This is a genomic window from Campylobacter sp. RM16187, from assembly GCF_025319965.1.
In the GTDB taxonomy this organism is placed as follows: domain Bacteria; phylum Campylobacterota; class Campylobacteria; order Campylobacterales; family Campylobacteraceae; genus Campylobacter_A.
On record NZ_CP012549.1, the window covers coordinates 319,536 to 345,579 of the forward strand.

Consider the following 26,044-nt stretch of genomic DNA (forward strand, 5'->3'; position numbering starts at 1 on the left):
TGTATTTGCTTATATTTGATTGTTAAATTAGTTAAATTTAAATTTTATATATTTAAAGTTTGTAGTAAAATTTATTTTACCACTCTATGTATGTTTTTGCTTTTTTGATGTCTGAAATTTTTATTTTGATAGGTTTATTGTCTACTTCAAGATCTATTTCATCGTCATTTACGGCTAAAATTTTACCTTTTAGTTTTTGATTTCCTCCATCGATTGAGGCTGTAATTTTTACAAGCTCTCCTATGCTTGAGCTAAAATGAGCGATTGTTTCGAGCTTTCTTTCAAGTCCGGGACTGCTAACTTCAAGAGTATAGTCACCATTAACAGGTGGTTCTACATCAAAGATAGGTGAAAGTAATCTTGATACTTTTTCACAGTCGTCTAAATTTACTCCATCTTTTTTAGTAATATAAATTCTGTAAATAGTTTTGCCGTTTTCATTGGCTAGTTCGGTATCATAAAGCTCTACCCCGCACTCTTTAATTAGTTTTTCAAGATTTTGCATTTTTATCTAAATCCTTTGAAATTTTATCAAACAAACTATCCATATGATTTTGATACTCTAGCCTATCATCAAATTTGAAGTGAAAATTCGGGCATCTATACCAACCTTCAGCTTCCATGCAGTGGTTTTGTAGATATTTTGATATGCGTTTTAAGTGACTTAATACATAGGCTTGTTCTTTGTCGTCAAACGCCATCTTATCAAGATATACAAAGGCGTCATATCTACCTTTTTTGCACTCTACATCAGTTACGCAAAGACCTCTTAAAAACTCATCCTCTAAAGTCGCAAGAGCTTCAGGAATAAGCTCTTTCAACACACTTTCGGTTCTTAGTCTTTTAATTTCGGCTGAATTCATAGAGTTGCTTGCTCCTCAATCTCTTTAAAGCTTTCTATATAATCACCCTCTCTTATATCATTATACCCATCTATACCCACCCCGCACTCATAGCCTTTTGCCACCTCGCGAACGTCGTCTTTAAAGCGTTTTAGTGAGCTTACCGTACCTTCATGAACTACTATACCATTTCTAATGAGCCTTATTTTTGCTCCTCTGTTTATACTGCCTTCTGTTACCATACATCCAGCTATAGCACCTATTTTTGGCACATTTATTACTTGGCGAACTTGAGCTTGTCCTAAGTGCTCTTCTCGTAATATAGGTGACATTAATCCGCTCAGTAGCACTTTAACATCATCTAGAAGGTTATAGATTACATTATATGTTTTAATCTCTATTCCGCTTTCTTTCGCTTTTTCTTTTATCTCTCCGGTTGGACGTATGTTAAATCCTAAGATTACACTATTTTCACTGGCTTTTGCTAAAGCTACGTCGCTTTGAGTTATTCCGCCTACTCCAGAGTGTATAATATTTACCTTAATCTCATCATTTCTTAGTTTTTCAAGACTTGATTTTATAGCTTCCAATGATCCGCCAACATCTGCTTTTACAATAACAGGCAGTGATTTTAGCTCACCTTCCGCAATCTTTTCACTAAGCTCTTCAAGGCTTACTTTTGTAGTCTTACTAAGCTCTTTTTGACGTAGGTATTCTGCCTTTTTCTGAGCATATTCGCGAGCCTCTTTGTCTGTTTTAACACTTATTAGAGTCTCTCCCGCCTCAGGAATTTCACTTAAACCCATTATTACGCCACATTCACCGGGCTTTATCTCTTTTAAAACATTGGCTTTATCGTCTGTTATACTTCTTATTTTACCGTAGGACACTCCTGCCACTACAGTATCTCCAACTTTTAAAGTACCGTTTTCTACGATTATGGTTGCAACAGGTCCCCTGCCTTTTTGTTGCGAGCTTTCTATTATGGTAGCTTTCGCATTTGCTTTCGCATTTGCCTTAAGTTCCAGAATGTCTGCTTGCAGAAGCACTATCTCCAATAGGTCTTCTATACCCATTCCTGTTTTTGCTGAAATAGGAACAAATTCATATGCTCCGCCCCATTCGGTAGATAGTATGTCAAGATCTGCGAGTTCGCTTTTTACTTTGTCCGGATTTGCTGCCTCTTTATCCATCTTATTGATAGCTATTATAATAGGTACATTTGCAGCCTTAGCATGACTAATGGCCTCTTTTGTCTGTGGTTTTACTCCATCGTCGGCAGCAACGACTATTATAACTATATCTGTTACTCCTGCCCCTCTAGCTCTCATGGCAGTAAAGGCCTCGTGGCCAGGAGTGTCTATAAATGTTATGTTTCGATTATTTTTGTTAACCATATATGCGCCTACGTGCTGGGTTATACCGCCAGCTTCTCCGGATGCTACGCGTGAGTTTCTTATATAGTCAAGCAAAGATGTTTTACCGTGATCAACGTGACCCATTATCGTTATAACAGGAGCTCTTTGAGTTAAATTTTCTTCCCCGTTTTGCTCATCGTATGCCTTTACGTAGTCAAACGCCTCTTGAATATCTACAATATTTATTTCCACTCCAAATTCATCGGCTAGAATTTCTATCGAATCCTCGTCTAAAAAGTCGTTTTTAGTAGTCATCATACCTAGCATAAACAGTTTGCTAATAATCTCACTAGGCTGTTTATTTAACTTCTCAGCAAATTCATATACACGTATCTCTTTTGGGATCTCAATAGATGTTATTGTCTCGCTGTTATTTGAGTCTTTTGAAACTTTTTTATGTTTTTTTCTCGAGCGCCTGCTTATGCCTTGCTCTAAAAAAGATCCTATCGAGTTATTTAAAGACGGCTTATATATATTTGTCTGTTTAGTTTTTTGAGTCGGCTGTGGAGCAGGCGTTCTTACTGAAAAATCAGGCAGAACCACTACATCCTCATCTTCTAAAACTATATCGGCTAGATCTCTATCACTTAAGAGATCGACTTTTTGGATCCCATCTTTTTTAGTTGCAATTACAGGTTTTTTCTCTTTTTTTTTCTTTTTAAGCGTAGATTCTGCGTTATTAAATGAGAACATACTCTCTAAATTTCTAATAGGCTCGTTTTCGGTTTTTTCTGCTTGTTTTATAGGTCTTGGAGTAGTCGCAGACTCTTCTTTTTTTTTCTTAACTATCATAAGTCCTCTTCTTTTTTGAAGACTTACGTCAGCTAGGCTCTCTTTTAATTCAAGTTTTTTTTCAACTATGACAGGTTTTTCAGGTTGCTTATCCTCTTTTTGTCTTGTATTTTCTTTTGTTTCTATTTCAGATTTTATTTCAGGAATTTCTACTTTTTCTTTAGGTTGTTTTGTTGAAGCTTGCCTTGTTTTAAGAGTTTTTTCTGCTACCTTATCATCTTTTTTGGTGGTTTTAGAAGACTCTTTTTTAGTATCTTTGTTCTCTTTTTGCTCTTTTGTCTGTTTTGGGGCTGATTTTTTAGGCTCGGATTTTTTCTTTTCAGGCTTTTTCTTAAAACTTTCCGGAATTTCTCCTGTCTGCACATATGTATATAGCGCCTCGGCCTCTTCAGGCGTAACTCCGCTGGAGTGTGTTTTTACTTTTAACCCTAGCTCATTAGCCTTTTCTACAATTTCTTTGCTAGGATAACCTAGCTCATTTGCTATCTCTGAAATACGAACAGTCCCCATTTAAGAGTATCTCCTTTAAAATTTGCCCATTTTTTAAGGTGGCGATAAAATTTCCCGCCACTCTGCCGAGCGATTTTTTCAAATTTTTTTCATCTTTTTTTAAACAGTCTTCACATATATAAAAACTTCTTCCATTTCCGCTACCAAAAAAAAGTGAAGAATTAATGATGCGAAATCTGCGTAAATCATATTGTTTGAATCTTATCTTACAAACTACGCACATTCTAATGGGAATATAATTTTTAACCATATATTATAACTTTTGTTTGCTTTTTTTTAGCTTTTTGAGATGATAAATCCGTTATTATCAAATGATAAAATTTCAACTCTAAAATTTTTAAATTTATCTTTTAGTCTCTCTTGTAGATTAGCGGCATCTGATTTATAAGTTATATTTAAAAATGTCGAACCACTTCCAGATAGTGTGCTCATCAAAGCCCCGTTTTCATAAGCCGTTTTACGAACATCAAAGAGCTCAGGAAGAGTTTGCATTCTAAGTTCTTCATGCATCATATCTTTTGATGCTATTTTTAAAAGATCGTATTTTTCTTCTAAGAAACAGGCTGTTAAAAATGCCGAATGAGATAGATTACTCACGCATTCACTCATTGAGTAGTGTTTGGGCAGTTTTGTGCGAGACTCTTTTGTGCTCATTGGCTTATCTGGAATAACCACCACGGCTTTAATATCGTCTCCTATGGCTTTTTTAATGGAATTTACCTGATTATTATGCACTACAGAGGTTACAAAGCCTCCAAGAACTGCTGGAGAGATATTGTCAGGATGATTTTCATATACTAAGGATCTATTTAATACTACGTTTTTATCGATCTTAAACTCAGCCATAGCATAAGCCGAAGCAATCGCAGAGGTAATAACTGCAGATGAGCTCCCAAGACCACGAGAAAATGGAATATGATTTTTAAAAACCATTCTAAAACTATCTTTTTTGCCTGTTAGTTCATAATAAATCTCATTAAAAATTGATAGAAAAAGATTATTTTTTTTGAGTTTTATATTTTCTGCGCCTTCGCCTATTATGGATATTGATGAAAAATTTGCTCTTTTTATATCAATTTCGTTATATAAACTCAAAGCAAGTCCTAAGGTATCAAAGCCAGGACCTAAATTTGCACTTGTTGCAGGAACACTGATAGTCAAAACAACTCCTAAACCGCTTGGATAATATAGTTTGGTAGAGTATCAAAATTTAAATTTAAAACATCTAAATTTGATGGCAGTTTGAAATTTCCTGTTTCAGTTTTTTCCAACTTAATCTCGTCTTGAAATTTAACAAAACTTAGAGCCTTATTTGCACGTATAGGTGCATTGTCATTTAGTTCAAAACCGCTTACTGCGTAAAACTCACACTCTTTTATGATGCTTAATGTCTTTAAAATTATATATGAAACTTTTATACCCATAAAGCTTCCGGGGCCATTTGCATATATTATTTTTGAAATTTTATATCTGTTTTTATTTAAAATTTCATCTATTATTTCTATTAAAGCCTCATCGGATTTTTTATCACTTTGTATCTCTTGTATAAACTCACCTTTTTCATCATATATACCAAATAAAAGTGGAGAAGTGAGCGCTATGACTAAAATTTGGATATTTTTTATGCAAATACCTTTTGGTATTCAAGTGATAGCTGATCTTTTAGGGTCACAACTTCATAGTTTTTAGCATCACTTAAAATCGCTAAAGTAAGTTCGTGATTTAGCTCGTGGCTTCCAGCAAAAGATGTATAATCAGCCATTAAAGGAGCGCCCATCAGGCTAAGATCTCCAATTGCATCTAGGATTTTGTGTCTTACGAATTCGTTTTCAAACCTAAGCCCTTCCGGGTTTAAAATCCTAGTATCATCTATTACTACGGCATTATCAAGACTTCCACCAAGTGCTAGATTATTGGCTCTTAGCATCTGGACATCTTTTAAAAATCCAAAAGTTCTAGCTCTGGCAATCTGCTCTATAAATGCACTTTTGCTAAACTCAAACAGGTATCTTTGCTCGCCTATTATAGGGTGATCAAATTTGATTGTAAAATCAAATTTTGGATTTTTTGACGGCGTCACTTTGGCAAATTTACCGTTCTTGCTGACTTCAACCTCTTTTTTTATTATAATTACTCTTTTGTGATCATCGAGTTTAGCGGTGCCGGCTTCATCAAGCATCATGCAGTAGCTTATCGCACTTCCGTCCATTACGGGAACCTCGTTTGCGTCAAGAACTATACGTATATTATCTATTCCGTATCCGCTAATTGCAGACAACAGATGCTCTATTGTTGATATATAGCCTTTTTGAGAGCCTATAACAGTTGCCATTTGAGTATTTATAACATTTTTCGGTTCTGCTTTAAAACTTATACCCAGATCTTTTCTATAAAAAACTATACCCGTATTTGCACTCATAGGCTCTAAGATTATTTTTATCGGCTCACCCTTGTGAAGACCTATTCCAACACCTTCTACAGCCTTTTTTATGGTTGTTTGTTGCAAAATTTTCCTTTTAAATTTTCTAAATTTTTCGTATTATACAATTTTTTGGTAACAAATAATAAATTTTATTTACCATCAATCATCTTTTTTGCGGCATTTAAAACATTTAAGACATTATCTTTCATCCAGCTTGTATCCATCCACTCTTCAGGCCTCACCTCTACGCCTTGAACTATCATTCCAAAATGCAAGTGATCTCCCATGGCAAGCCCGCTTACTCCGGTAGCCCCTATCTGATCTCCCGCCCCTATCTGATCTCCTGTTTTTACCGTTATTGAGTTACAGTGTCCATATAGTGAAAATACTCCAAAGCCATGATTAATAATGATAGTTTGCCCGTAAATTCCATTCTCTCCGGCAAAATCCACTGTGCCGTTGTTGCTTGTTATAATGCTTGCGTTTTTAGTAGAGGCAAGATCTAGCCCCATATGCCAAGACTCACTAATGTCTTGTCCATCAAAAGTATAATATCTATGATCGCCAAAACTTGCAACAGCCTTTGCGTTTTTAAGAGGATAGAATTTTTTTAGACTAAATTCGCTTATGGTATCTGTAGATATTTTTGATGTGATGTCAGAGATTAGTTTCTCGTTGGCTCCGCGTAAATTTTCGTTTACGAATTTCATTTTTTCTAGATTTGACATCGACTCGTGATTTTGTGCGTATTGTGCAGCTAGCTCGGGTATCTTCTCGTTTAAAAATCTATTTTGGTTATCAAGTTTTATTTTTGAGCTTTTATAAGTTCTGTTTTGATAAAAAAATCTTATCTTGCTCTTTGTGATATTTCCCGCATAATCTATCGCGACCACATCTGCACTAAACGAGCTTTGTGTCGCGGGCCAAGCTACTAAAGAGGCATAGTAATCATCTTTATAAAATTTAGAAGGTATAAATTTCTTGCCGAAATTTGTCTGTATATATAGCTCTTTTAATCTCTCGTCCGTTACCTTAAATACGACCGTTGCACTTCCGCCTTTATTGATTGCGTAGGAGTGATTTAGGATGTTTACTTCAGGTCTTTTGCCATCGACTATGACTTCAACATTTTTTGTCTGCTTGTTTCCCATAAAAAAGCCCCATTTACTCGCATCAATCGCTTCAATGCTCATGGTATAATTCTTTTTTTGAGACTGAAATCCGGTCTTTGGAAATGATAAATTTATATCTAAAATATCCAGGGGGGCTTCAAAATTTTGGTTAGTTAAAATCATCTGATGCTCTGCATCAAGCATGCTTATTTTTAAAGATTTTATACCGCTTTCATCGGTTATTTTTATAGGTAAGGGTGATGTAAGGTTCCAATAAATTTGATCCTCTATCGATATCAGCGGTTTTTCTTTTTCAAACGATTTTGAGCTAAACAGCATAAAAATTCCAGCAATTATTAAAATAAAAAGCACACTATAAGCTATAAAATTTGATCTATTTTTTCTCATTAAATAATCCTAAAACCTAATCTTATTTTTCGAGATTTTACTAAAAAGCTATAAATTTGGAGTAAATTTATAAAATTTCGCGTATCTTTCTGGCCTCGCTCATCCAGTCTTTAAGTTCATCCCATTTTTCATTTTTAACCAAATTTTCACACTCGTCTAGCTCTTTTTTGAACATATCGATTGCGTTTATTAGATTGTCTTTATTTTGTTTAAAAATATCGCTCCACATTACAGGAGAGCTTTTGGCTATTCTTATCATTCCGTTAAATCCTGTTCCACTAAGAGCGATAATGTTTTTTTTATTCTCTTTTTTAAGAACGCTGGAAGCCAGTGAAAAGCTGATAGCGTGAGGCAGATGAGAGATTACACTGGCGTGGTGATCGTGCTCTTTTGCACTCATAAATGTGATTTTCATACCAAGATGAGAAAATAGCTCGACCGATCTTTTTACGTGTTTTTCACTACTCTCTTTAAAATCGCAAATTGCTACGACTGCACCGTTAAAAAGCCCTGAAAATGCAGCTGTTGGACCTGAGTATTCGGTGCCTGCCATAGGGTGAGCGGGAATAAAATTTCTTCTTATTTTTTCAGGAACCGCCTCGATAATCTTCTCTTTTGTGCTTCCAAGGTCTATTATCGTTGTATCTTCATCGATATCCTCAAGTTCTTTTACGATTTTTATTATCGCTTCAACCGGAATTGCTAAAAATATTATGTCGCTTTTTCTTTTCATCTCTTCTAAAGTTAAAATTTCATGTACCAAACCAAGCTCTAAGGCTTTTTGTTGATGTTCTTTGTTTGCATCCATGCCACTCACGCAAGAGATTAGTTTTTCATTTTTTAAACAAAGCCCCAAAGAACCGCCTATGAGACCAAGCCCTATGATACCGATTTTCATAAAATACCTTTGTAAATTTATATTGTTTAAAATTAAAATGTGTTATTATACCACCTAATACTCATTTTTAGGTTAAATTCAATGAAAAAAAGCGTTTTTTTAATACTTACTGCAGCGTGTTTAGGCAGTGCTGTAGAGATAAAGTCTATAAATTTCAAAGGTCTTTTACGCCTATCTCCCGAGGTTGCAAAAGATATTATGGGGCTAAAAGTAGGAGATCAATTAACTGGTGAAAATAGCGATGCTGCAATTTCAAATTTATTTAAACAAAACTATTTTGACGATATTTACATCGAAGAAAGCGATGGCAATATCCTAGTCATCGTAAAAGAAAAACCGAGTATAGCAAGACTTGATATAAAAGGTGTTGTAACAAACGATAAGACTACGATAGATCAACTAATTGGCATAAAACAAGGAAATATGTATGACGAACTCGCTATCAGTAGAGCAAAAGAGCGCATTAGACAGTTTTATGAGTCAAAGGGCTATTTTGATACGGTTGTGGATGTAACCAAAGAGAGTGTAGCTGGCAATGACAGTAGTTTATTTGTAACCTTGAATGTAAATCGTGGTGAAAATATCATAATTCAAAAGGTAAATTTAGTAGGTGCAAAAGTTTTTGATTATGGTGATATAGAGCCTGTTGTGGCTAATAAAGAACGTGAATTTATGGGTTGGATGTGGGGCAGAAATGACGGAAAAGTAAAACTTTTTGAGCTACCAAACGATCCGGGACGAATCCAAGATAAATACTTTCAAAAGGGCTATCTTGACGCTACGGTTTCTACGCCATATCTAAATGCCTATATGGATAACTATACTGCAGAGCTTACTTACTATATCAGTGAGGGTGAGCCTTACAGAGTATCTAGTGTTGATATAGAAGCACCTGAGTTTTTAGAGCTTGATAAGGAAAAAATTTTAAAAGAATTTAAACTAGAAGCGGGCGATAGGATGAATTCGGCGAGGCTTAGACGAGATATGCAAAAGCTTGATGATATAGTGGCCGATAGAGGATACGCTTTTGTAAAAGTTATGCCAAGAACGGATAAGAATAGCCAAGATAAGAGCGTGAGCATAGTTTACGAGGTGGCTCCTGGAGATAAGGCGTATATCAGAAACGTTCAAATTTCAGGAAACGATAGAACCGTAGATAGGGTCGTAAGAAGAGAGCTTTATTTAACAGAAGGAAATTTATACAGCAGAACTGATCTTGAAGATAGTAAAACAGCGCTTAAGAGAACCGGATACTTTGAAGATGTGGAGATAAAAGAAGAGAGGGTGGGAGCTAATGAGGTTGATCTTTTAGTAAATGTCAAAGAGGCCTCAACCGGATCAATAAGCGGTGGTATAGGATATGGAAGCTCTGATGGATTGCTACTTAATGCAAGTGTATCTGATACAAACGTATTTGGTAGCGGTATGAAAGGCGTATTGAGCGTAGATAGAAGCGATAATGAGCTTTCAGGGCAGATTGGCCTTACCAATCCAAGAATATTTGATTCTGAGAATAGCTTAGGAGGAACTCTATATGCCAACGATTACGATTGGAATAACTATGACGAAAGATCTTACGGGTTCAATACTGTTTTAGGAAGAAAACTGACTAGAAATTTAAGCGCTTCGATAGGGTATGTCATAGAGCAAAGCAATATTAAAAAGCTAAACGAGACCCTTATTAGGACAGGCTATAAAGAGGGTAAAAGTCTAAAAAGCGCCTTTATTCCGTCTATTACATATAATAATACAGATGATTATTATTTGCCAAGAACCGGCATAATAGCCACTACCAGCCTTGAATACGCAGGAGTTGGCGGAGATGAGAAATTTATAAAAAGCAGAACAGGATTTAACTGGTATTTTGGGCTTAGGGAGTGGATTGATTATGATTTAATCTTAAGATACAAGGCAAATTTTGCTAAAATTTGGGATAGAGGATATGTGCCTATTAACGAGAAGCTGTATTTAGGTGGTATTAAAAATTTAAGAGGATATGATTCAAGGACAGTCTCCCCTAAAAACCAATATGGAGATGAAACGGGAGGAACTATATCTTTTAATAACTCATTTGAGCTTAGTTTTCCTATAATAGATAGGGTAAAAATGCGTGGTGTGTTATTTTTTGATTACGGCAAGATAGGTCAAAACAGTATAAATGAGAATACAAGATACTCAACCGGCGCAGGTATAGAGTGGATCACTCCTATAGGACCGCTTCAACTGATTTTTGCAAAACCGCTTAACGATAAGCCAGGAGATGAGACCAGCTCATTTGAGTTTACAATCGGACAACGCTTCTAAAGGCTTATTTTGAATATAGGTTTTGTCTATATTCTTTTGTAACTTTTGGTTTTTATATGATAAACGATGAATTTTATATGAATTTAGCCTTGCAAAAGGCTTGGGAATTCCAGATTTTAACCTATCCAAACCCTGCGGTCGGCTGTGTGATCTTAGATAAAAACGGTGCACTTCTTGCCTGCGAAGCTCATGAGAGAGCAGGGGAAGCTCATGCTGAGCTAAATGCTGTAAAATCGGCACTTTTTAAGCTAAATCCTGATTTTAAATTTCCAAACGGTTCAAATGAGCTTTATGAGTTTATTTTGGCTAATCATAACGGTATTTTAAAGGGCTCAAAGGCCTATGTAACCCTTGAGCCGTGCTCCCATCACGGAAAAACTCCCCCTTGTGCAAATCTGCTTAAAGTTTTAGGTTTTAGCGAGGTCATAATAGCCAGGCGGGATGAGAATAAAAAGGCAAGCGGTGGGGCTGAAATTTTAAGAGGCAGTAGTATTAAGCTTAAATTTGATGTTTTAAAAGATAGAGCTGATGAGCTTATAGAGCCTTTTTTGTCTTGGCAAAGTGGAAATTTCAGCTTTTTTAAAATAGCCCTTTGCGCAAATGGAGTAGCCACCGGCGGAGTCATATCAAACGAACAAAGCCGCACTCATATGCATAGACTAAGAAGCGCATCAGATCTGCTTGTAATAGGTGGCAATACAGTGCGAACAGATCGTCCGACTCTTGATATCAGACTTATAAAAAATGGTAAAAATCCGGATATTCTTATCTACTCTAGGACTCAAAATTTTGACAGAACAATTCCGCTTTTTAATGTTAGTGGTAGAATCGTTGAGATATCAAATAGTCTTGAAAAGGCTTTTAAAGTTCCTCTTGTGATGTTTGAAGGCGGGGAGAGTTTTTTAAACTCACTTGATGAAAGAGTAAGCTGGGTGTTAATCTATCAATCAAGCGAGTTTAAAAATTTGCAAAATTTAAGAGCGAATTTAAGGCTAAAAAGAGTGTTTGGCTCAAATTTTGGCAGTGATAATTACGGTTGGTATAAGATAATCAAATAAGCCTATCTAATCTTGTTTGTAAAAACCGCGTTTATAAGGCTATTTACACCCTCTTTGAAAATCCCTTCCAAGGCTCTTTCGTAAGCGTGCTTCTCTTTCCATACAGGAGTAGCTACACCGCTTAGGCTTTCTATCTCTTTTCTTGCAGAGTAATAATCACTCACATCGTCGATAAGCCCTACTCTTTTGGCGTCAGAGGCTAAAAACACTCTGGCATTGGCCCACTCTAGGCTTTTATTGATATCTAAATTTCTTGCAGTGGCTACATCTTTTACAAACATATCGTAAGATTTTTTGACCAGTTTTTCAAGCTCATTTCGCTCAATACTGCTCCACTCTCTGGCAAATGTTCCTACCTCTTTAAACTCTCCTGCCTTTACAACTTGCTGAGATATTCCGATTTTATTGGCTAGTTCGCTTATATTAGGAGCTTGAATTATGACCCCTATTGAGCCTATAAACGAGCCCGGATTTGCCAAAATTTTATTTGAATTTACTCCAGAATAGTAGCTTCCACTAGTCATTGTTCCGCCCGCATAAGCTATCACGGGTTTTTCGGCTCTTAATTTTTTTACCGCCATAGCTATCTCTGTGCTTGGCGCAAGAGCTCCTCCGGGGCTATCTATGAACAGCAAAACACCTTTGATATGATCATCCTTGGTCGCCTCATGTATCTCTTTTAGCGTCTTTTGGCTATCTAAGATCATGCCACTTATATCTATTTGGACCAAATTTGGTGTATGTACGCCCTTTGAATCAGGGTAGATGAATATCAAAAATAAGATTAAGAGAAAAATCATAGTTTTAAAATATTCATTTATAAATTTAAATATCGCAACTATCGGCGAGAAAAGTAGTTTTAAAAAATTCAATTTCTTTCCTTATTAGTCTAAATTTAAAGGTTTGCCTTGGATATATAGCTTTTTGCACTCTTTTGCGTGTAACAAAAACATCAAAGCAAGCCCATCTTGCTCTGTGTTACCAAATCTATCATACAATGCCATATCCGCCAGTTTTCCCTCTTTAATCTCTCCAAGATTTAAATTTAGGGACTTTGCACACCATGAAGTGGATGCAAGGAGCAAAATTTTAGCTAAATTTTTTAAATCAAAATCGCTATGGATTAATAAATTAGCTCTCAATTCGTCTAAAAAATTTAGACTTATATTTGAACTAAGCCCGTCTGTGCCTATATTGAAAGAGATATTTTGATCTAATAAATTTTGTAAATTCAAAGTCTTTTTACTTAGTAGCCTATTTGAAAAAGCGCAATGCGTAACGCTGTGAATAGAGTTATCAAATTTGCTAAAATCACTCATATAAACGCAGTGCGTAAAGAGAGTTCTAACGTCCTTAAATAGCTCAATAAAACTATCCACGCTATAAAGAGGTTTTGGAAATTTACTAAATTTACCAAGCCACTCTTTAAATCCGCCTACGCCACTTTTTAGCCACTCTCTTTCGTGATCTGACTCCATTAGGTGCGTTGATACTAGTAAATTTTGCTCTTTTGCGAGATTTATAGCGGCTTTAGCTAAATTTGGGTGCGTAGAGTATGGCGAGTGAACGGATATAGCGGGAGTGAAAAATTCGCTTTTAAATTTCACGCTCTCATCGAAACGCTTTTTAAAGCCCTGCCAATTTACATCTAAAAATTCCTCATTTGAACCTAAAATCTCGTTAAAGTATATTACTCTAGCAGAGCTATTAACACAGGCTTTGAGGTCTGTTCCGAAGCTGGAAACCGCACCTATAGTGCCTACTCCGCTTTTTTGCATGGTTTTTATGGCGGATTTTATAACTTCTTCATTAGCTTGCTGCGAAAGCGTAGAGCGAGAGTTTATTACGCTACTTAGCCACTCTAAAAAATCCCCATAAACTAGACTGGTTTTATTTGCGCTAAACTCTAAATGAACGTGCGGATTTATAAATGCCGGTGCCAGGATTGCTTCTTTTTCTTCTATAAATTCGGCATTCTTAAATTCTTTTTTTAGCTCGCTCGCTTCGCCTATTTTTATTATCTTGTCGTCAAAAGCAACTGCCTTATCTTGTAAAATAGTGAAATTTTCATCGCAGAGCATTATAAATTTTGGCTTTAAAATAGTCATTTTTAACCTTTTTTTGTTGTGATTGTAACAAAATTTTCTTATTTCAAAGCTTCAATATGATCGGATGAAGCAACGGCTGATAAAAACAAAAATTTAGAAATAAAAATGTATAATTAAAGCTAAATTTAAAATTTACAAAAAGGAAATACGATGGATAAAAAATTTAAGGTTATGGTTATTCAAGGACCAAATATTAACATGCTGGGCACTAGAGAGACATCTATTTACGGCGTTATGAAGATGGAGGATATCCATAATCAGATGAAGATTTTTGCAGAGCAAAACGATGTAGATATAGAGTTTTTTCAAAGTAATTTAGAGGGCGAACTTGTAGATAAAATTCAAGAATGCTACGGCGATGCTGACGGTATTATAATAAACCCTGCAGCCTATACACATAGCTCTATTGCCATAAGAGACGCATTAAGCGCCGTTAGCTTACCTGCGATAGAGGTTCATATCAGCAATATTCACCGTAGAGAAGAATTTCGCCAAAAGAGTATGATATCTGCGGTAACTGCCGGTCAAATAGTTGGTTTTGGACCTGTTGGATACCATCTGGCAATGATTGCAATGCTTCAAATTTTCGAGCAAATCAAAGCGGTAAGGCAGGCTCAAAATACACAAGAATAATTAAAAAATCATGAGAAATTTTATTCTAAAAAATGAAAATGCCATATATCATGAGTGCGGATATAGCTGTGATAATGCGCTCTTTGTCGATATTAGTGGCAGAAGATTTTTTTTAACAGACGCTAGATACGGGATAGAGGCTAAAGAGTTAGCTAAAAACTGTCAAGTATTGCAGGTTCAAAGAGGCTTGATAAAAGACGTCAGAGAATTTTTACGAGACAAAAGAGTTAAAAATTTGACCTTCGATCCTTGTGATTTTAGTGTGGCAGAGTTTGAAGAGCTAAATAAAAATTCAAAAATAAATTTTAAGCCAAAGCCTAATTTTTCGCAAATTTCACGTATTTTAAAGAGCGAGGATGAGGTTAAAATTTTAAAAGAAGCCACAAGATTAGGAGCTAAATGCTTTGATGAATTTGCAAAATTTGTAAGAGAAAAAGGCGAAGGAATGAGCGAGGAAGAGCTATTTTTTAACGCTGAGCTCATATTTAAGCAAAAAGGATCACTTGAGCTTAGCTTCTCCCCGATTGTGGCGATAAATGAAAATGCAGCCAAAGCGCATGCGCTACCAAGCAAAAAGAGACTAAAAGAGGGCGACTTACTCTTGCTTGATGCCGGAGTAAAATTTAAAAGATACTGCTCTGATAGAACAAGAACAGCTTGTTTTACATCCGATTTTAACTTTTCTAAAGAGCAAAAATTTAAGAATCAAAAACATCAAGAGGTTTACGAGATCGTAAAAGAGGCTCAAAGTTTGGCCATAAACTCTATTGAAATAGGCAAAAAAGCCAAAGAGATAGATGATGTAGCGCGCAAATTTATATCTAAGCACGGCTTTGAAAAGGAGTTTTTCCACTCTACAGGACATGGTGTGGGAGTAGATATACATGAGCTTCCAAGGATATCGATGAAAGACAAAACGCTTTTAAAAGCCGGGATGGTTTTTAGCGTGGAGCCAGGAGTATATATAGAGAATGAATTTGGTGTCAGAATCGAGGATGTGGTTGTAGTTCGAGAAAACGGAGCTGAAATTTTATGAGGTTAAAGGGAATGAGACGCTTTGTTAGAAGCGTTTTTTTTCCAAAAGTTTTAAGTTTTAAATCCGATTTTAAATATAGCGTTCTTTTGGGCATAGGTGGAAATATAGGGGACTCTAAAAGGCGTTTTGATAAGTTTTTTAGACTTTTGCAAGATGATAAGCGGATAAATTTAGTAGAGAGTTCTCAAATTTTGGTAAATGAGGCATTTGGTTTTAGAGAACAGGCGGATTTTTACAACGCTGTGATTTTGATTCAAACTAGCCTTAGTGCGAGAGCCTTGTTGAAAGTAACTTTAAATTTAGAGAGGCGATTTAGGCGTGTAAGAAGTTTTAAAAATGCGCCAAGAACGCTTGATATAGATATATTGTATTTTAGTGGGCGAAATAGAAATGACTCTAGGCTTACTCTTCCACATAAAGCAGCAGGAGAGAGACTAAGTGTAATTTTACCGCTTGGTGTGATGAAAATGGGTTTTAAAAGGAGTAGATTTGGCAACTAAATTTCATACATTTACAGGTGAAAGCAGTATAGAAGCGCTAAAAAAAGCTAGAGCTCAGTGTGGTGAAAAGGCGATTTTGGTAACTACTAAGCAGATTCAGCCAAAGACCATAAATAAAAAACCTTTATATGAAATTTTAGTTAGTGTTGAAGAGGATGAGCCACAAAAGCAGCCTTTAAAGCCGGTAAGTTTAAAGGGCTACGATCAATTTCAAAATATTAATCAAGCTCCTAAATTTGAGATTATAGAAGAGCCTAAAAATAGCGATTTTGTGCCTGATGATGAGCTGTTTGGAAATAAAAAAAATACAAACAAAGATAACGATATACTAATAAATATATCAAAGGCTGCAAAAGAGATAAGTGAAATAACAAAGATGAGTATGGAAACCAGCCCAAATGAAGGACAAAATCCATTTTATAATAAAAAAATAGATGATGTGGCAAAGCAGATGAACGCCATCGGAGATAAAGTAAATCTGATGATGGATATGCTCTGGGAGGATAGGGCTTCTAACAGAAATAATCTCATTATACCGCCTGAGTTTGCGAGCATATATAAAGCTGCGAAAAAAAGCGGTATGAAAGATGAGCATTTAAGCTCAATTATGCAGATTACGATTGAAAATATGCCTACTTCTATGAAAACCAATCCAAATGCGGTAAAAAGATATTTTTACTCCTTGCTTCGTAAAATGCTTCCTTGCAGAAACGAGCAAAAAAATAGAAAACAACGTATTATGATGCTAGTAGGACCCACAGGAGTTGGCAAGACAACGACTCTTGCCAAGCTTGCGGCACGATTTGCTTACGGTAAGGATATAAGGTATAAAACCGGAATAATTACTCTTGATACATATAGAATCGGCGCCGTAGAGCAGCTATTTCAATATGCCAAGATGATGAAGTTGCCAATCCTTGACGTAATTGAAGTGGACGATTTTAAAGATGCTCTTAAACAGCTAAATCACTGCGATGTGATCTTGATAGATACTACGGGAAATTCTCAGTATGATAAAGAAAAATTAGCTAGGCTTGAAAAGTTTTTAAAGAGTGCTGATGCTCAAATAGATGTAAATTTAGTGCTTTCTGCAGGATCAAAAGTAGAGGATCTATTGGAAATTTATAACGGTTTTAGCTTCCTTGACATAGATACTTTGATAATTACTAAATTTGATGAAACTAAAATTTTTGGAAATGTATTCTCTCTTATTTACGAGACAAATACGCCTGTAAGCTACTTTTGTGTAGGGCAAGAGGTGCCTGATGATCTAATGGAGGCTAAGGGCGAATTTTTAGTAGAGTGTATATTGGATGGATACAGCAAAGAGAGTGAAGATGAACAATCAAGCTAATAAGCTAAAGACTCTTGTTTCTTCAATCAAAGCTCTTAGAAGCACTCACTTTATCGCTGTTACAAGCGGTAAGGGCGGAGTCGGTAAAAGTACTATAAGTGCAAATTTGGCAAATATTTTAGCCAGTAACGGCTATAAAGTGGCTTTATTTGACGCTGATATCGGACTTGCAAATTTAGACGTGATTTTAAATGTAAGAGTTAATAAAAACTTGCTTCACGTATTAAAAGGAGAGTGCTCTCTAAACGATATTTTGGTTCAAATCAAGCCAAATTTAATCCTGATTCCCGGAGAGAGTGGGGATGAAATTTTAAAATTTAATAATCAATTTTTATACGAGAGATTTTTGGATGAGGCTAGCGCTTTAAATGATCTTGACTTTTTAATAATAGACACAGGGGCCGGAATAGGAGGCAATACGCATCTATTTTTAGAGGCTGCTGATGAGGTTATTGTGGTGACTGTTCCAGATCCAGCCGCAATAACCGATGCCTATGCTGTTATAAAAGTGACTTCAAGAGTAAAAAACAATATCTTTATGCTTTTTAATATGGTGAAAAATGATAAAGAGGCTGTTAAAATCTTTGAAAACATCCGAAAAGTCGCCAAGGCCAATATTACCAATGATCTTAACCTTGAGCTAATAGGCTATCTTAGCGAAAATAAGAACGTATCAAAGAGTATTAAGCAAAGGACTTTATTTACAGATGACGCCGAATTTTCGACAAGCAGCGGAGAACTAAAGGAGATAGCATCAAAACTGCTTTATAGATTGGAACGAAAAGTGCTTGATACAAGCGAAAATAGAAGCTTTGGCAGCTTTTTTAAGCGGTTGATTGAGCAATTTTAAAATAGGATGTTATTTTGCGAGCGGAAAATTTTATAGCTTTTTTTACTGTATGCGGTTTTTTTATAGGGCTTATGTTTGTTACTTTAAAGGTTGATGAGCCTATAGAGATGATGATATATACTTTTTTGATAACATTCTTTTTCTACCTTCTGATACATATTGTTATAATGAACTACATCGATGTAAGGAATATTTTTAAAGGACATTTTAATAAGCATGAACATGAGGAGAGTGCTGATTATTTGATTACTGAACTTAGCGTAAGGGAGAAAAGAATCGAGAGTATGCTTGCTAAACTTGCTGTAGAGAATGCGCTTATAAAACAGACATTAAGTAATAATAATGGACAATCTAAAGCAAAAGCAGCTTAATGCCTATTCCGCAACTATAAAAAAAGAGCAAGATGATATAGTTTTGCAATATATGCCCGCACTTAGGGCTATGGCCTTTAGGCTCAAAGAGCGTTTGCCTGCTACTATTGATGTAAACGACCTTATAGGCATAGGTGTAGAGGAGATGATAAAACTCTCCAGAAAATATGATAAAGAGCAAAATGATTCTTTCTGGGGGTATGCTAAAAAGCGTGTTTACGGTTCGATGCTTGATTTTTTAAGAGGACTTGATGTGGTAAGCCGAGCTAGTAGAACTCTTATAAAATCAATAGATACTCTTGTAGATCAGTATTTTAATAAGTATGAGTGCGAGCCCGATGATGAGTATCTGGCAGATGCTCTTGGTGAAGATATAGAAAAAATTCGAGACGCCAGAAATGTAAGCTCAGTAATAGTGACTCTTGGAATAGACGATCAAATGGATATAATGAGCGAAGAAAACACTCTTGATAGGATAGAAAAAGAGAATTTGATAGAGAAAATAGAAGAAATTTTATCTACTTTTGATAAGCGCGATCAACTCGTCGTCCAGTTATATTATTACGAAGAGCTAAGCTTAAAGGAGATAAGTGAAATTTTACAAATTAGCGAAGGAAGAATTTCGCAAATTCATAAAAGATTAATGAATAAACTAAGAGAGAGGCTTGAGGGTAAATAATGGCTGATATTTTAAGTCAAGAAGAGATAGATGCGCTGCTTGAAGTCGTAGACGAGGATGCAGAGGGTGCCGATATAGGCATAGGGGGTTCGTCTAGCGAGGATCAAAGACAGATTATAATCTATGACTTTAAAAGACCAAATCGTGTCTCCAAAGAGCAGCTTCGTGCCATAAAAGGCATACACGATAAACTTGCGAGAAATTTGGCTTCTCAAATTTCAAGCGTAATGAGAAGTATTGTAGAAATTAGACTTCATAGCGTAGACCAGATGACTTATGGCGAGTTTTTGATGAGTTTGCCAAGCCCAACCAGCTTTAACGTATTTTCGATCAAACCTCTTGACGGTAACTGCGTGCTTGAGATAAATCCAAGTATAGCCTTTCCTATGATAGATAGACTTCTAGGTGGCAATGGCGAGGGTTTTGAGACAAGTAGAGAGCTAACCGATATAGAGGTAAATTTGCTTGACGCGATACTTAGAATGATGATGCAAAGGCTAAAAGACAGTTGGAGTATTATTACCGATATGTATCCAAACGTTGAGGCCAAAGAGAGTAGCCCAAATGTCGTTCAAATAGTCTCTCAAAACGAAATCGTAATAATGGTTGTCATGGAGATCATAGTCGGCAATTCAAGCGGAATGATAAATATATGCTATCCTGTTATCTATCTTGAGCCGATTTTATCACGTCTTGCGAACCGTGATATAATGCTTGGTGAGACAAGTGCTAAAAAGAGCAGAAACAAAGAGTTAAAGACGCTAATAGGTCGTGCCGAAGTATTATATGAGGCGATACTGGGTAAAGCGGTAATAAGCGTAAATGAGTTTTTAAACTTAAAAGAAGGCGACATACTACGTCTTGATCGCTCTGCCGATAATAGGGCTATTGTCACTATAGACAAAAAAGAGGTCTTTTTAGCAGAAGTAGGGCTTCATAGATTTAGAAAATCAATCAAGATAGAAGAGCTTATTAGAACCGATAAGGATGAGATCAAGCATATTTTGGAGCAATACGAAGAGGAGCGAAAGGCTAGGCTAATGAGCTATGAGCAAGAAGAAAATGATTATGATGAAAATATGATGGAAGAGAGCGATGAATATAATGAATGATTTTTTTGAAATTTTTATAAACGAGTGCAAGGCTACTATCGAGGGACTTACCGGTAGGACTCCTGAATTTGGTGCCAAGGCTGAATTTGACGCTCCAAGTCAAGAAGGCATTAAGCCGCCTATTGCCGTAGCAAATATAAATGTTAGCGGTGATATAACGGCTAAGATAATGCTTGTGGCAACTCCTGTGCTTATGAGTGCTATAGGTGAATGGATGATGGGAGAAGAGGAAATTTCACGAAATGAAAGTTTAAGCGAAGATGATTTGGATGCTACCAAAGAGGTTTTTTCAAATATCTTAGGAGCCTTTTCTACATCACTTGGAGCTCAAAAAACCTTGCCAAAGCTCAATTTTGAAATTTCAAAGGTAAATTTTATAGACGAAGACTCAAATTTTGATATAAGCAGCTTTGAAAAAATCTATATTTACAATGTAAATATAGAAGATATTAGTGAGCAGATAGGCGTTGTTGTAGATTTTTCATTTTTTAGCTTTTTTAATAAAGATCAAAAAAAAGGTTCTGATGCCAGTGAAAAATCAGGGCAACATAAGATGGAGCTGAGTCCAACCGAACTTCAAAATATCAATCTCATTATGGATGTTAGGCTGCCTATCAGAGTTAGAATCGGATCTAAAAAAATGCTTTTAAAAGATGTTTTAAGCATGGATATAGGCTCCGTAATAGAGCTAAATCAGCTTGCAAACGATCCTCTTGAAATCCTTATTAACGATAAGGTGATCGCACTTGGCGAAGTTGTAATAGTGGACGGAAATTTTGGTATCCAGATAACTGAAATCGGTAGTAAAAAAGAGCGTTTAGAGCAGCTTCGATAAATTTGATATACTTGCCGTTTTTAAAATAAGAAAATTTAAAGAGAGTTGATGGAAGAAATTTTAAATGATTTAAGCAAATTTAGAGATTTTTTAGCTTATAAAAATCCTAGTGTTACCTTTTTTGGCTCTGCTAGATTTGAGCCTGATAATAAATATTGTAAAATGGCTTATGAACTGGCTTTCGCTCTGGCTAGCGAGGGTTTTGCCATAATAAGTGGAGGGGGAGGCGGTATAATGGAGGCCGCCAATAAAGCCGCCTATGATAGCGGCAAGAGTCCTTCCATAGGGCTAAATATCGTGCTTCCTTTCGAGCAGGTTACAAATCCGTATGCTACCGACAAATTTGTATTTTCTAATTTAAACGCACGCAAATTTGCCCTTATTGAGCGCTCAAAGGCATTTTTAGTATTTCCAGGCGGATTTGGAACTTTAGATGAACTGTTTGAAATTTTAGTATTAGCTCAAATCGGTAGAAAAAAATCTAAAATTTATCTCATAGGAAGTGAATTTTGGAGTAAATTGGATGACTTTATTAAAACTACTTTAATAAATGAAAAATCTATCAGCAAAGAGGATCTAAACATCTACGAAATATCCGATGATCTTAAAAAAATTTCAGAAGGGATTTTAAAAATTTAATGATATTTTATGAAATGAGATAAATTTATCCAAAGTATTTCAAAAAGGAAGATATGAAAATTTTAATAGCTATGAGTGGCGGAGTGGATTCTGCGATGAGTGCTAAGATGTTAAAAGAGCAGGGGCATGAGATCGTGGGTTGCTATATGAAACTGCACAAAAAACCCGGATATCACGAAAAAAACATAGAAAAAGTAGAGAAAGTATGTGATTTTTTAGGTATTAAGATGCATATTTTAGATCTTGAAGAAAAATTTAATAAATATGTATATTCGCCTTTTATAGATACTTACAAAGAGGGTAAAACTCCAAATCCTTGCGCTTTGTGTAATAAATTTATAAAATTTGGTGAGCTTTTGAAATTTGCTAAAAGTATAGGATGTCAAAAGCTAGCTACGGGACACTATGTGCAAATTGAAAACGGATTAATAAAGACAGCAAGAGATCCGAATAAGGATCAGAGCTACTTTATTGCACAAGTTCCAAAAGAAGTTTTAGCCGATATGATATTTCCTCTTGGAGACAAGATGAAGAGCGATATCAAAGAGATGGCTAAAAATTTACCTGACTTTAAAGAATTTGGCGAGCAGGCCGAGAGTAGCGAAATCTGCTTTGTGGATACTACATATATTGATATTTTAAATAGGCATTATGATACAAATTTGCCGGGAGATGTGGTAGATGCCTCAGGTAAAATTATAGGCAGACATAGCGGATATATGCACTATACCATAGGTAAAAGACGAGGTTTTGAAGTGTTTAGTGCGCACGAACCACATTTTGTTTTATCTATTGATGCCACAAAAAACCAGATAGTGGTGGGCACTAAAAGCGAACTTGAAAAGAGCGAAGTGTTAGTCAAAGAATTAAATATGTTTGTGAATGAGAGTGAATTTGAGTGTGAGGTTAAAGTAAGATACCGAAGCATACCGCTTCAGGCTCATGTTGTTATAGATGATGATATTGCAAAGATAAGTTTAAAGCAGAGCGCTTACGGAGTTGCCAGCGGACAACTTGCCGTATTTTACAGAGGTGATTTTGTTATAGGGAGTGGGTTTATAGTCTGATTAATAAATAAAATTTATATGTTTTAAGCAAACAAACCTTAAAATTCATCTAAGATTATGAAAGATTGTAAATTTAGATGGATAAAATTTTTCTCGCTTTGCTATTACTCGATTTTTATTGCACTTTCTATCTATATTTCAGGCGGATACGCTTTAATAAATTTACTTAAAAATTTTTATATCATACTTGAAAAGTCTATAAAAATTGATTTAAATTTGATAGATATAGTATTAAAACTTTAGTCGGCAGTTGAAGAAATTTAATATCTGTTGTTTGCGAAATTGAGTTTGCAATAGAATCAGAGTCTATGATAAAGCCCGCAATAAAAGAGTTTTGCAAAGAGCTAAAAAGCTAGATCCTAAAAACCGCATAGTTCAAAAAGAGCATTAAAAATAGAGCAGCAAGTTCTAATGGTATATTTAAATCTGACAACTTCCGTTTCATCTACTGATCAAAATTTAAATATAAGTTTAAAGATAGGTGGTCTATCCGGCAAAATTTAGCAAAGTTAAATAGAAATGATATTGCCAAAAACTCGCTTTGATAAAATTGGCTATAAAAAGCATAAGCGCTATCTCGAAAAAGCACTCAAACTAAGATAATAAGGTGTTGGTCATATACAATCTACGCTTGCAAAAAATGGAGAGATAAAAGATCTAAAATATCCAAAAGCTCATCAAAAACCGCATTGAATGAGACTGCACTAAAAGAGCCTTAAAAGATGCTAAAAGCGAGTTTGTGAGGTTTAAAGAGGATATGAATATAAAGCTAAGCCTTAAATTTATACTAAATAGGATATTTAAATTTAGGTTCGTTTTGGTAAAATGGGCTATCTTAAAAAACACAAAGGCAAAATCTTATGAGAGGTTATAAAATTTTTTCCGGTACGGCAAATGTTGAATTTTCTAAAAAAATATCTCAATACCTTTCTCTCCCGCTAAGCGAGTCATCGATAAAGCGTTTTAGCGATGGCGAAATAAGCGTGCAAATAGGCGAAAGTGTGCGCGGCAAGGATATATTTGTAATTCAGCCTACCTGCGCTCCGGCTAATGTAAATTTAATGGAACTTTTAATATTAACGGACGCTTTAAGAAGAAGCTCGGCAAGCTCTATAACGGCTGTAATTCCATATTTTGGATATGCAAGACAGGATAGAAAGGCGGCTCCTAGAGTACCAATTACTGCAAAACTTGTGGCAAATATGATTCAGGCTGCAGGCATAGATCGTGTCGTCACAATCGATCTTCATGCCGGACAAATTCAAGGATTTTTCGATATTCCGGTGGATAATCTTTATGGTTCAATAATATTTAACGAGTATATAAAAAATAAAAATTTAAAAAATCCAATCATTGCAAGCCCTGATATAGGTGGAGTGGCTCGTGCTAGAAGTGTGGCTAAAACACTTGATCTTGATATAGTAATCGTAGATAAACGCCGCGAAAAGGCAAATGAGAGCGAGGTAATGAATGTAATAGGCGATGTTGCCGGAAAAGATGTGATTTTAGTAGATGATATGATAGATACTGCAGGCACTATAGTAAAGGCTGCCGAAGTGTTTAAAGAAAAAGGCGCTACAAGTGTGATGGCATGTTGCACTCATGCGGTTTTAAGTGGACCTGCGTATGATAGATTAAGAAGCGATGCATTAGATGAGCTTGTGGTAACTGATACCATACCTCTAAAAGAGCAGCATGAAAAAATAAAAGTCTTAAGCGTAGCACCTATATTTGGAGAGGTTATAAGACGCGTATATCACAATGAAAGCGTAAATTCTCTATTTTTATAAAATTAAAGTCGGTGAATTTGTCTAAATTTGCCGACTTGGCTTCCGGAAAAATATAAATTACTCAAATACAATCTATTGTTTATAAATTATATATTTTTTTATATAGATTTAAATATCCTAATTATATAATACTAAATATAGAAATTTATTACTAAAGGAATACTATGTTTAAGAAAATATTATTTAGCACCGCCGTTTTTATTATCGGACTTACGATGTCCGCTCAGGCTCATCAGGTTATTGCCAATAGCGTAGGTAAAAATAAATTTGAAGTAAAATTTTGGGCTCATGATAAATTTGAATCCTACTCTTCGGAGCAACTTTTGGGGGCGAAGGCTTATGATGAGAATTTAAATCGTATCAAAACCGGCATAGCTTATAATTTTAATGATGCTAAAAAAGCTCCTGAAGTACTGACAGAAAAAGCTCCTGCAATAGTAACTATGTTTTTTGATGCAAACTACTGGGTGCAGACTGACGATGGCTATATAGTAGGAGATAAAGTAAAGACTAAAGGCATCGTGTTTGACGCTATTAAGAGTATAAAAATCGGTAAAACATATTTTTCTTGGAATGAGAAATTTTTAAATCCTATAGGACTAAAACTAGAAGTTATAGCGTTAAAAAATCCTTTAGAGGTTAGAGTTGGAGAGTCTTTGCCCGTTTTGGTTTTAAAAGATGGCGAACCTCTTGAGGGTGCTGGTTTTGAGACTGCAAAAGACGATCTTAAAACAGTCACTAATAAATTTGGCATTGCGCTAATTCCTATTAAGGAAAAAGGTCTAAATATTATCGCGGCAAAGAGTGCAGAGCCTATATTTACGGATCCGAAAGCCGAAAGGCTACTTATCCAAAGCTCAATATCATTTGAGGTTAAATAGTGAGAATCCTACTCCTTCTTTCACTATTTCTCTCGGCCTTGTTCTCTCATGGACTCTTTTATAGCGTTCACGAGGACAAAGCCGTAATAATAAACGCAAATTTTACAGAAAAAATTCCGGCCGCTTACGCAAGTATAGTTATATATGAGGGTGAGTCGGCTATACCTCTTTTGACATCTAAACTTGATAGCGGTGGCAATTTCGCATTTTTACCGCCTAGAAGTGGAGAATACAGAGTGAAAATCAGTGCAAGTAGCGATCATGGAAGCCACGATAAAGAATTTAGTTTAAATGTAGATGAAGGTAGCCTAAGCGGATATAAAGAGCCTGTTTATCAGAAGTATTTAGGGATTTTAAGCGTTATAGGCATAATATTTGGAATTTTTGGTATCATTGTGCTAATTAAATCTAAAAAAGCGTGATAG

Annotated in this window: 27 protein-coding genes; 17 read left to right on the top strand and 10 right to left on the bottom strand. The window is 35.6% G+C overall.

Annotation, left to right across the window (positions count from 1 at the left end; genetic code table 11):
- Positions 1-76: 76 nt before the first annotated feature.
- The 8 genes from rimP to CDOMF_RS01875 all read right to left on the bottom strand — a co-directional run bounded on the left by rimP (position 77) and on the right by CDOMF_RS01875 (position 8,402).
- The gene (rimP, locus tag CDOMF_RS01840) at positions 77-505 is read right to left on the bottom strand and encodes a ribosome maturation factor RimP (protein ID WP_169973355.1); all 429 of its coding nucleotides are present in this window, start codon (positions 503-505) and stop codon (positions 77-79) included.
- Positions 492-863 carry a 30S ribosome-binding factor RbfA gene (rbfA, locus tag CDOMF_RS01845; RefSeq protein ID WP_169973353.1) on the bottom strand — a complete coding sequence of 124 codons (372 nt, stop codon included), beginning with the start codon at positions 861-863 and terminating at the stop codon, positions 492-494. Before rbfA ends, rimP begins: the two co-directional genes overlap by 14 nt.
- Positions 860-3,562 (bottom strand): translation initiation factor IF-2, encoded by a 2,703-nt coding sequence (gene infB, locus CDOMF_RS01850; RefSeq protein WP_260952193.1) that lies wholly within the window; start codon positions 3,560-3,562, stop codon positions 860-862. Before infB ends, rbfA begins: the two co-directional genes overlap by 4 nt.
- A 276-nt stretch (positions 3,563-3,838) precedes the next feature.
- Positions 3,839-4,723: a homoserine kinase gene (thrB, locus tag CDOMF_RS01855; RefSeq protein ID WP_260952194.1), complete on the bottom strand. Its 885-nt coding sequence runs from the start codon at positions 4,721-4,723 to the stop codon at positions 3,839-3,841.
- A gap of 8 nt (positions 4,724-4,731) precedes the next feature.
- Entirely contained in the window at positions 4,732-5,205 is a 474-nt protein-coding gene (locus tag CDOMF_RS01860) for a glycoprotease (RefSeq protein WP_336296822.1), read from the bottom strand.
- Positions 5,184-6,068, bottom strand: coding sequence for a UDP-3-O-acyl-N-acetylglucosamine deacetylase (gene lpxC, locus CDOMF_RS01865; protein WP_260952195.1), 885 nt, complete (start codon positions 6,066-6,068; stop codon positions 5,184-5,186). Before lpxC ends, CDOMF_RS01860 begins: the two co-directional genes overlap by 22 nt.
- Before the next feature lie 65 nt (positions 6,069-6,133).
- Positions 6,134-7,504: a M23 family metallopeptidase gene (locus tag CDOMF_RS01870; RefSeq protein ID WP_260952196.1), complete on the bottom strand. Its 1,371-nt coding sequence runs from the start codon at positions 7,502-7,504 to the stop codon at positions 6,134-6,136.
- 67 nt (positions 7,505-7,571) lie between these two features.
- Positions 7,572-8,402: a prephenate dehydrogenase gene (locus tag CDOMF_RS01875; protein ID WP_260952197.1), complete on the bottom strand. Its 831-nt coding sequence runs from the start codon at positions 8,400-8,402 to the stop codon at positions 7,572-7,574.
- A gap of 81 nt (positions 8,403-8,483) precedes the next feature.
- Here CDOMF_RS01875 and bamA point away from each other — a divergent pair, with 81 nt between their 5' ends.
- Positions 8,484-10,706 (top strand): outer membrane protein assembly factor BamA, encoded by a 2,223-nt coding sequence (gene bamA / locus CDOMF_RS01880; RefSeq protein WP_260952198.1) that lies wholly within the window; start codon positions 8,484-8,486, stop codon positions 10,704-10,706.
- Positions 10,707-10,765: 59 nt separating this feature from the next.
- Positions 10,766-11,764, top strand: coding sequence for a bifunctional diaminohydroxyphosphoribosylaminopyrimidine deaminase/5-amino-6-(5-phosphoribosylamino)uracil reductase RibD (gene ribD, locus CDOMF_RS01885; RefSeq protein WP_260953112.1), 999 nt, complete (start codon positions 10,766-10,768; stop codon positions 11,762-11,764).
- Between the two features lie 2 nt (positions 11,765-11,766).
- On the opposite strand, the gene sppA is transcribed toward ribD, so the two are convergent.
- Together sppA and mqnF are read right to left on the bottom strand one after the other, a co-directional pair.
- The gene (sppA, locus tag CDOMF_RS01890; RefSeq protein WP_260952199.1) at positions 11,767-12,636 is read right to left on the bottom strand and encodes a signal peptide peptidase SppA; all 870 of its coding nucleotides are present in this window, start codon (positions 12,634-12,636) and stop codon (positions 11,767-11,769) included.
- A gap of 12 nt (positions 12,637-12,648) precedes the next feature.
- Positions 12,649-13,872 carry an aminofutalosine deaminase family hydrolase gene (gene mqnF, locus CDOMF_RS01895; protein WP_170018924.1) on the bottom strand — a complete coding sequence of 408 codons (1,224 nt, stop codon included), beginning with the start codon at positions 13,870-13,872 and terminating at the stop codon, positions 12,649-12,651.
- A 150-nt stretch (positions 13,873-14,022) separates the two neighbouring features.
- Here mqnF and aroQ point away from each other — a divergent pair, with 150 nt between their 5' ends.
- The 15 genes from aroQ to CDOMF_RS01970 all read left to right on the top strand — a co-directional run bounded on the left by aroQ (position 14,023) and on the right by CDOMF_RS01970 (position 26,041).
- Positions 14,023-14,505 carry a type II 3-dehydroquinate dehydratase gene (gene aroQ, locus CDOMF_RS01900; protein ID WP_260952200.1) on the top strand — a complete coding sequence of 161 codons (483 nt, stop codon included), beginning with the start codon at positions 14,023-14,025 and terminating at the stop codon, positions 14,503-14,505.
- Between the two features lie 10 nt (positions 14,506-14,515).
- A complete protein-coding gene (locus CDOMF_RS01905) occupies positions 14,516-15,541 on the top strand; it encodes a M24 family metallopeptidase (RefSeq protein WP_260952201.1) in 1,026 nt (341 codons plus the stop codon).
- On the top strand, positions 15,538-16,041 hold the full coding sequence (gene folK, locus CDOMF_RS01910) for a 2-amino-4-hydroxy-6-hydroxymethyldihydropteridine diphosphokinase (protein ID WP_260952202.1): 504 nt from the start codon (positions 15,538-15,540) through the stop codon (positions 16,039-16,041). The genes CDOMF_RS01905 and folK overlap by 4 nt, the downstream gene beginning before the upstream one ends.
- On the top strand, positions 16,031-17,395 hold the full coding sequence (gene flhF / locus CDOMF_RS01915) for a flagellar biosynthesis protein FlhF (RefSeq protein ID WP_260952203.1): 1,365 nt from the start codon (positions 16,031-16,033) through the stop codon (positions 17,393-17,395). Before folK ends, flhF begins: the two co-directional genes overlap by 11 nt.
- A complete protein-coding gene (locus CDOMF_RS01920; protein ID WP_260952204.1) occupies positions 17,379-18,245 on the top strand; it encodes a P-loop NTPase in 867 nt (288 codons plus the stop codon). Before flhF ends, CDOMF_RS01920 begins: the two co-directional genes overlap by 17 nt.
- Before the next feature lie 14 nt (positions 18,246-18,259).
- Positions 18,260-18,616 carry a hypothetical protein gene (locus CDOMF_RS01925; protein WP_170000670.1) on the top strand — a complete coding sequence of 119 codons (357 nt, stop codon included), beginning with the start codon at positions 18,260-18,262 and terminating at the stop codon, positions 18,614-18,616.
- Complete coding sequence (locus CDOMF_RS01930) at positions 18,588-19,295, top strand: RNA polymerase sigma factor FliA (protein ID WP_260952205.1); 708 nt, start codon at positions 18,588-18,590, stop codon at positions 19,293-19,295. Before CDOMF_RS01925 ends, CDOMF_RS01930 begins: the two co-directional genes overlap by 29 nt.
- The gene (gene fliM, locus CDOMF_RS01935) at positions 19,295-20,407 is read left to right on the top strand and encodes a flagellar motor switch protein FliM (RefSeq protein WP_260952206.1); all 1,113 of its coding nucleotides are present in this window, start codon (positions 19,295-19,297) and stop codon (positions 20,405-20,407) included. Before CDOMF_RS01930 ends, fliM begins: the two co-directional genes overlap by 1 nt.
- Positions 20,397-21,242, top strand: coding sequence for a flagellar motor switch protein FliY (gene fliY, locus CDOMF_RS01940; protein WP_170018958.1), 846 nt, complete (start codon positions 20,397-20,399; stop codon positions 21,240-21,242). The genes fliM and fliY overlap by 11 nt, the downstream gene beginning before the upstream one ends.
- 48 nt (positions 21,243-21,290) lie before the next feature.
- Positions 21,291-21,881, top strand: coding sequence for a TIGR00730 family Rossman fold protein (locus CDOMF_RS01945; protein WP_260952207.1), 591 nt, complete (start codon positions 21,291-21,293; stop codon positions 21,879-21,881).
- Between the two features lie 53 nt (positions 21,882-21,934).
- Positions 21,935-22,948 carry a tRNA 2-thiouridine(34) synthase MnmA gene (gene mnmA / locus CDOMF_RS01950; protein WP_260952208.1) on the top strand — a complete coding sequence of 338 codons (1,014 nt, stop codon included), beginning with the start codon at positions 21,935-21,937 and terminating at the stop codon, positions 22,946-22,948.
- A gap of 739 nt (positions 22,949-23,687) precedes the next feature.
- Positions 23,688-23,822 (top strand): hypothetical protein, encoded by a 135-nt coding sequence (locus tag CDOMF_RS01955; RefSeq protein WP_260952209.1) that lies wholly within the window; start codon positions 23,688-23,690, stop codon positions 23,820-23,822.
- Complete coding sequence (locus CDOMF_RS01960) at positions 23,809-24,738, top strand: ribose-phosphate pyrophosphokinase (RefSeq protein ID WP_260952210.1); 930 nt, start codon at positions 23,809-23,811, stop codon at positions 24,736-24,738. The genes CDOMF_RS01955 and CDOMF_RS01960 overlap by 14 nt, the downstream gene beginning before the upstream one ends.
- Positions 24,739-24,902: 164 nt before the next feature.
- Positions 24,903-25,619 carry a DUF4198 domain-containing protein gene (locus tag CDOMF_RS01965; protein ID WP_260952211.1) on the top strand — a complete coding sequence of 239 codons (717 nt, stop codon included), beginning with the start codon at positions 24,903-24,905 and terminating at the stop codon, positions 25,617-25,619.
- Complete coding sequence (locus CDOMF_RS01970) at positions 25,619-26,041, top strand: hypothetical protein (RefSeq protein WP_260952212.1); 423 nt, start codon at positions 25,619-25,621, stop codon at positions 26,039-26,041. The genes CDOMF_RS01965 and CDOMF_RS01970 overlap by 1 nt, the downstream gene beginning before the upstream one ends.
- Positions 26,042-26,044 lie beyond the last annotated feature (3 nt).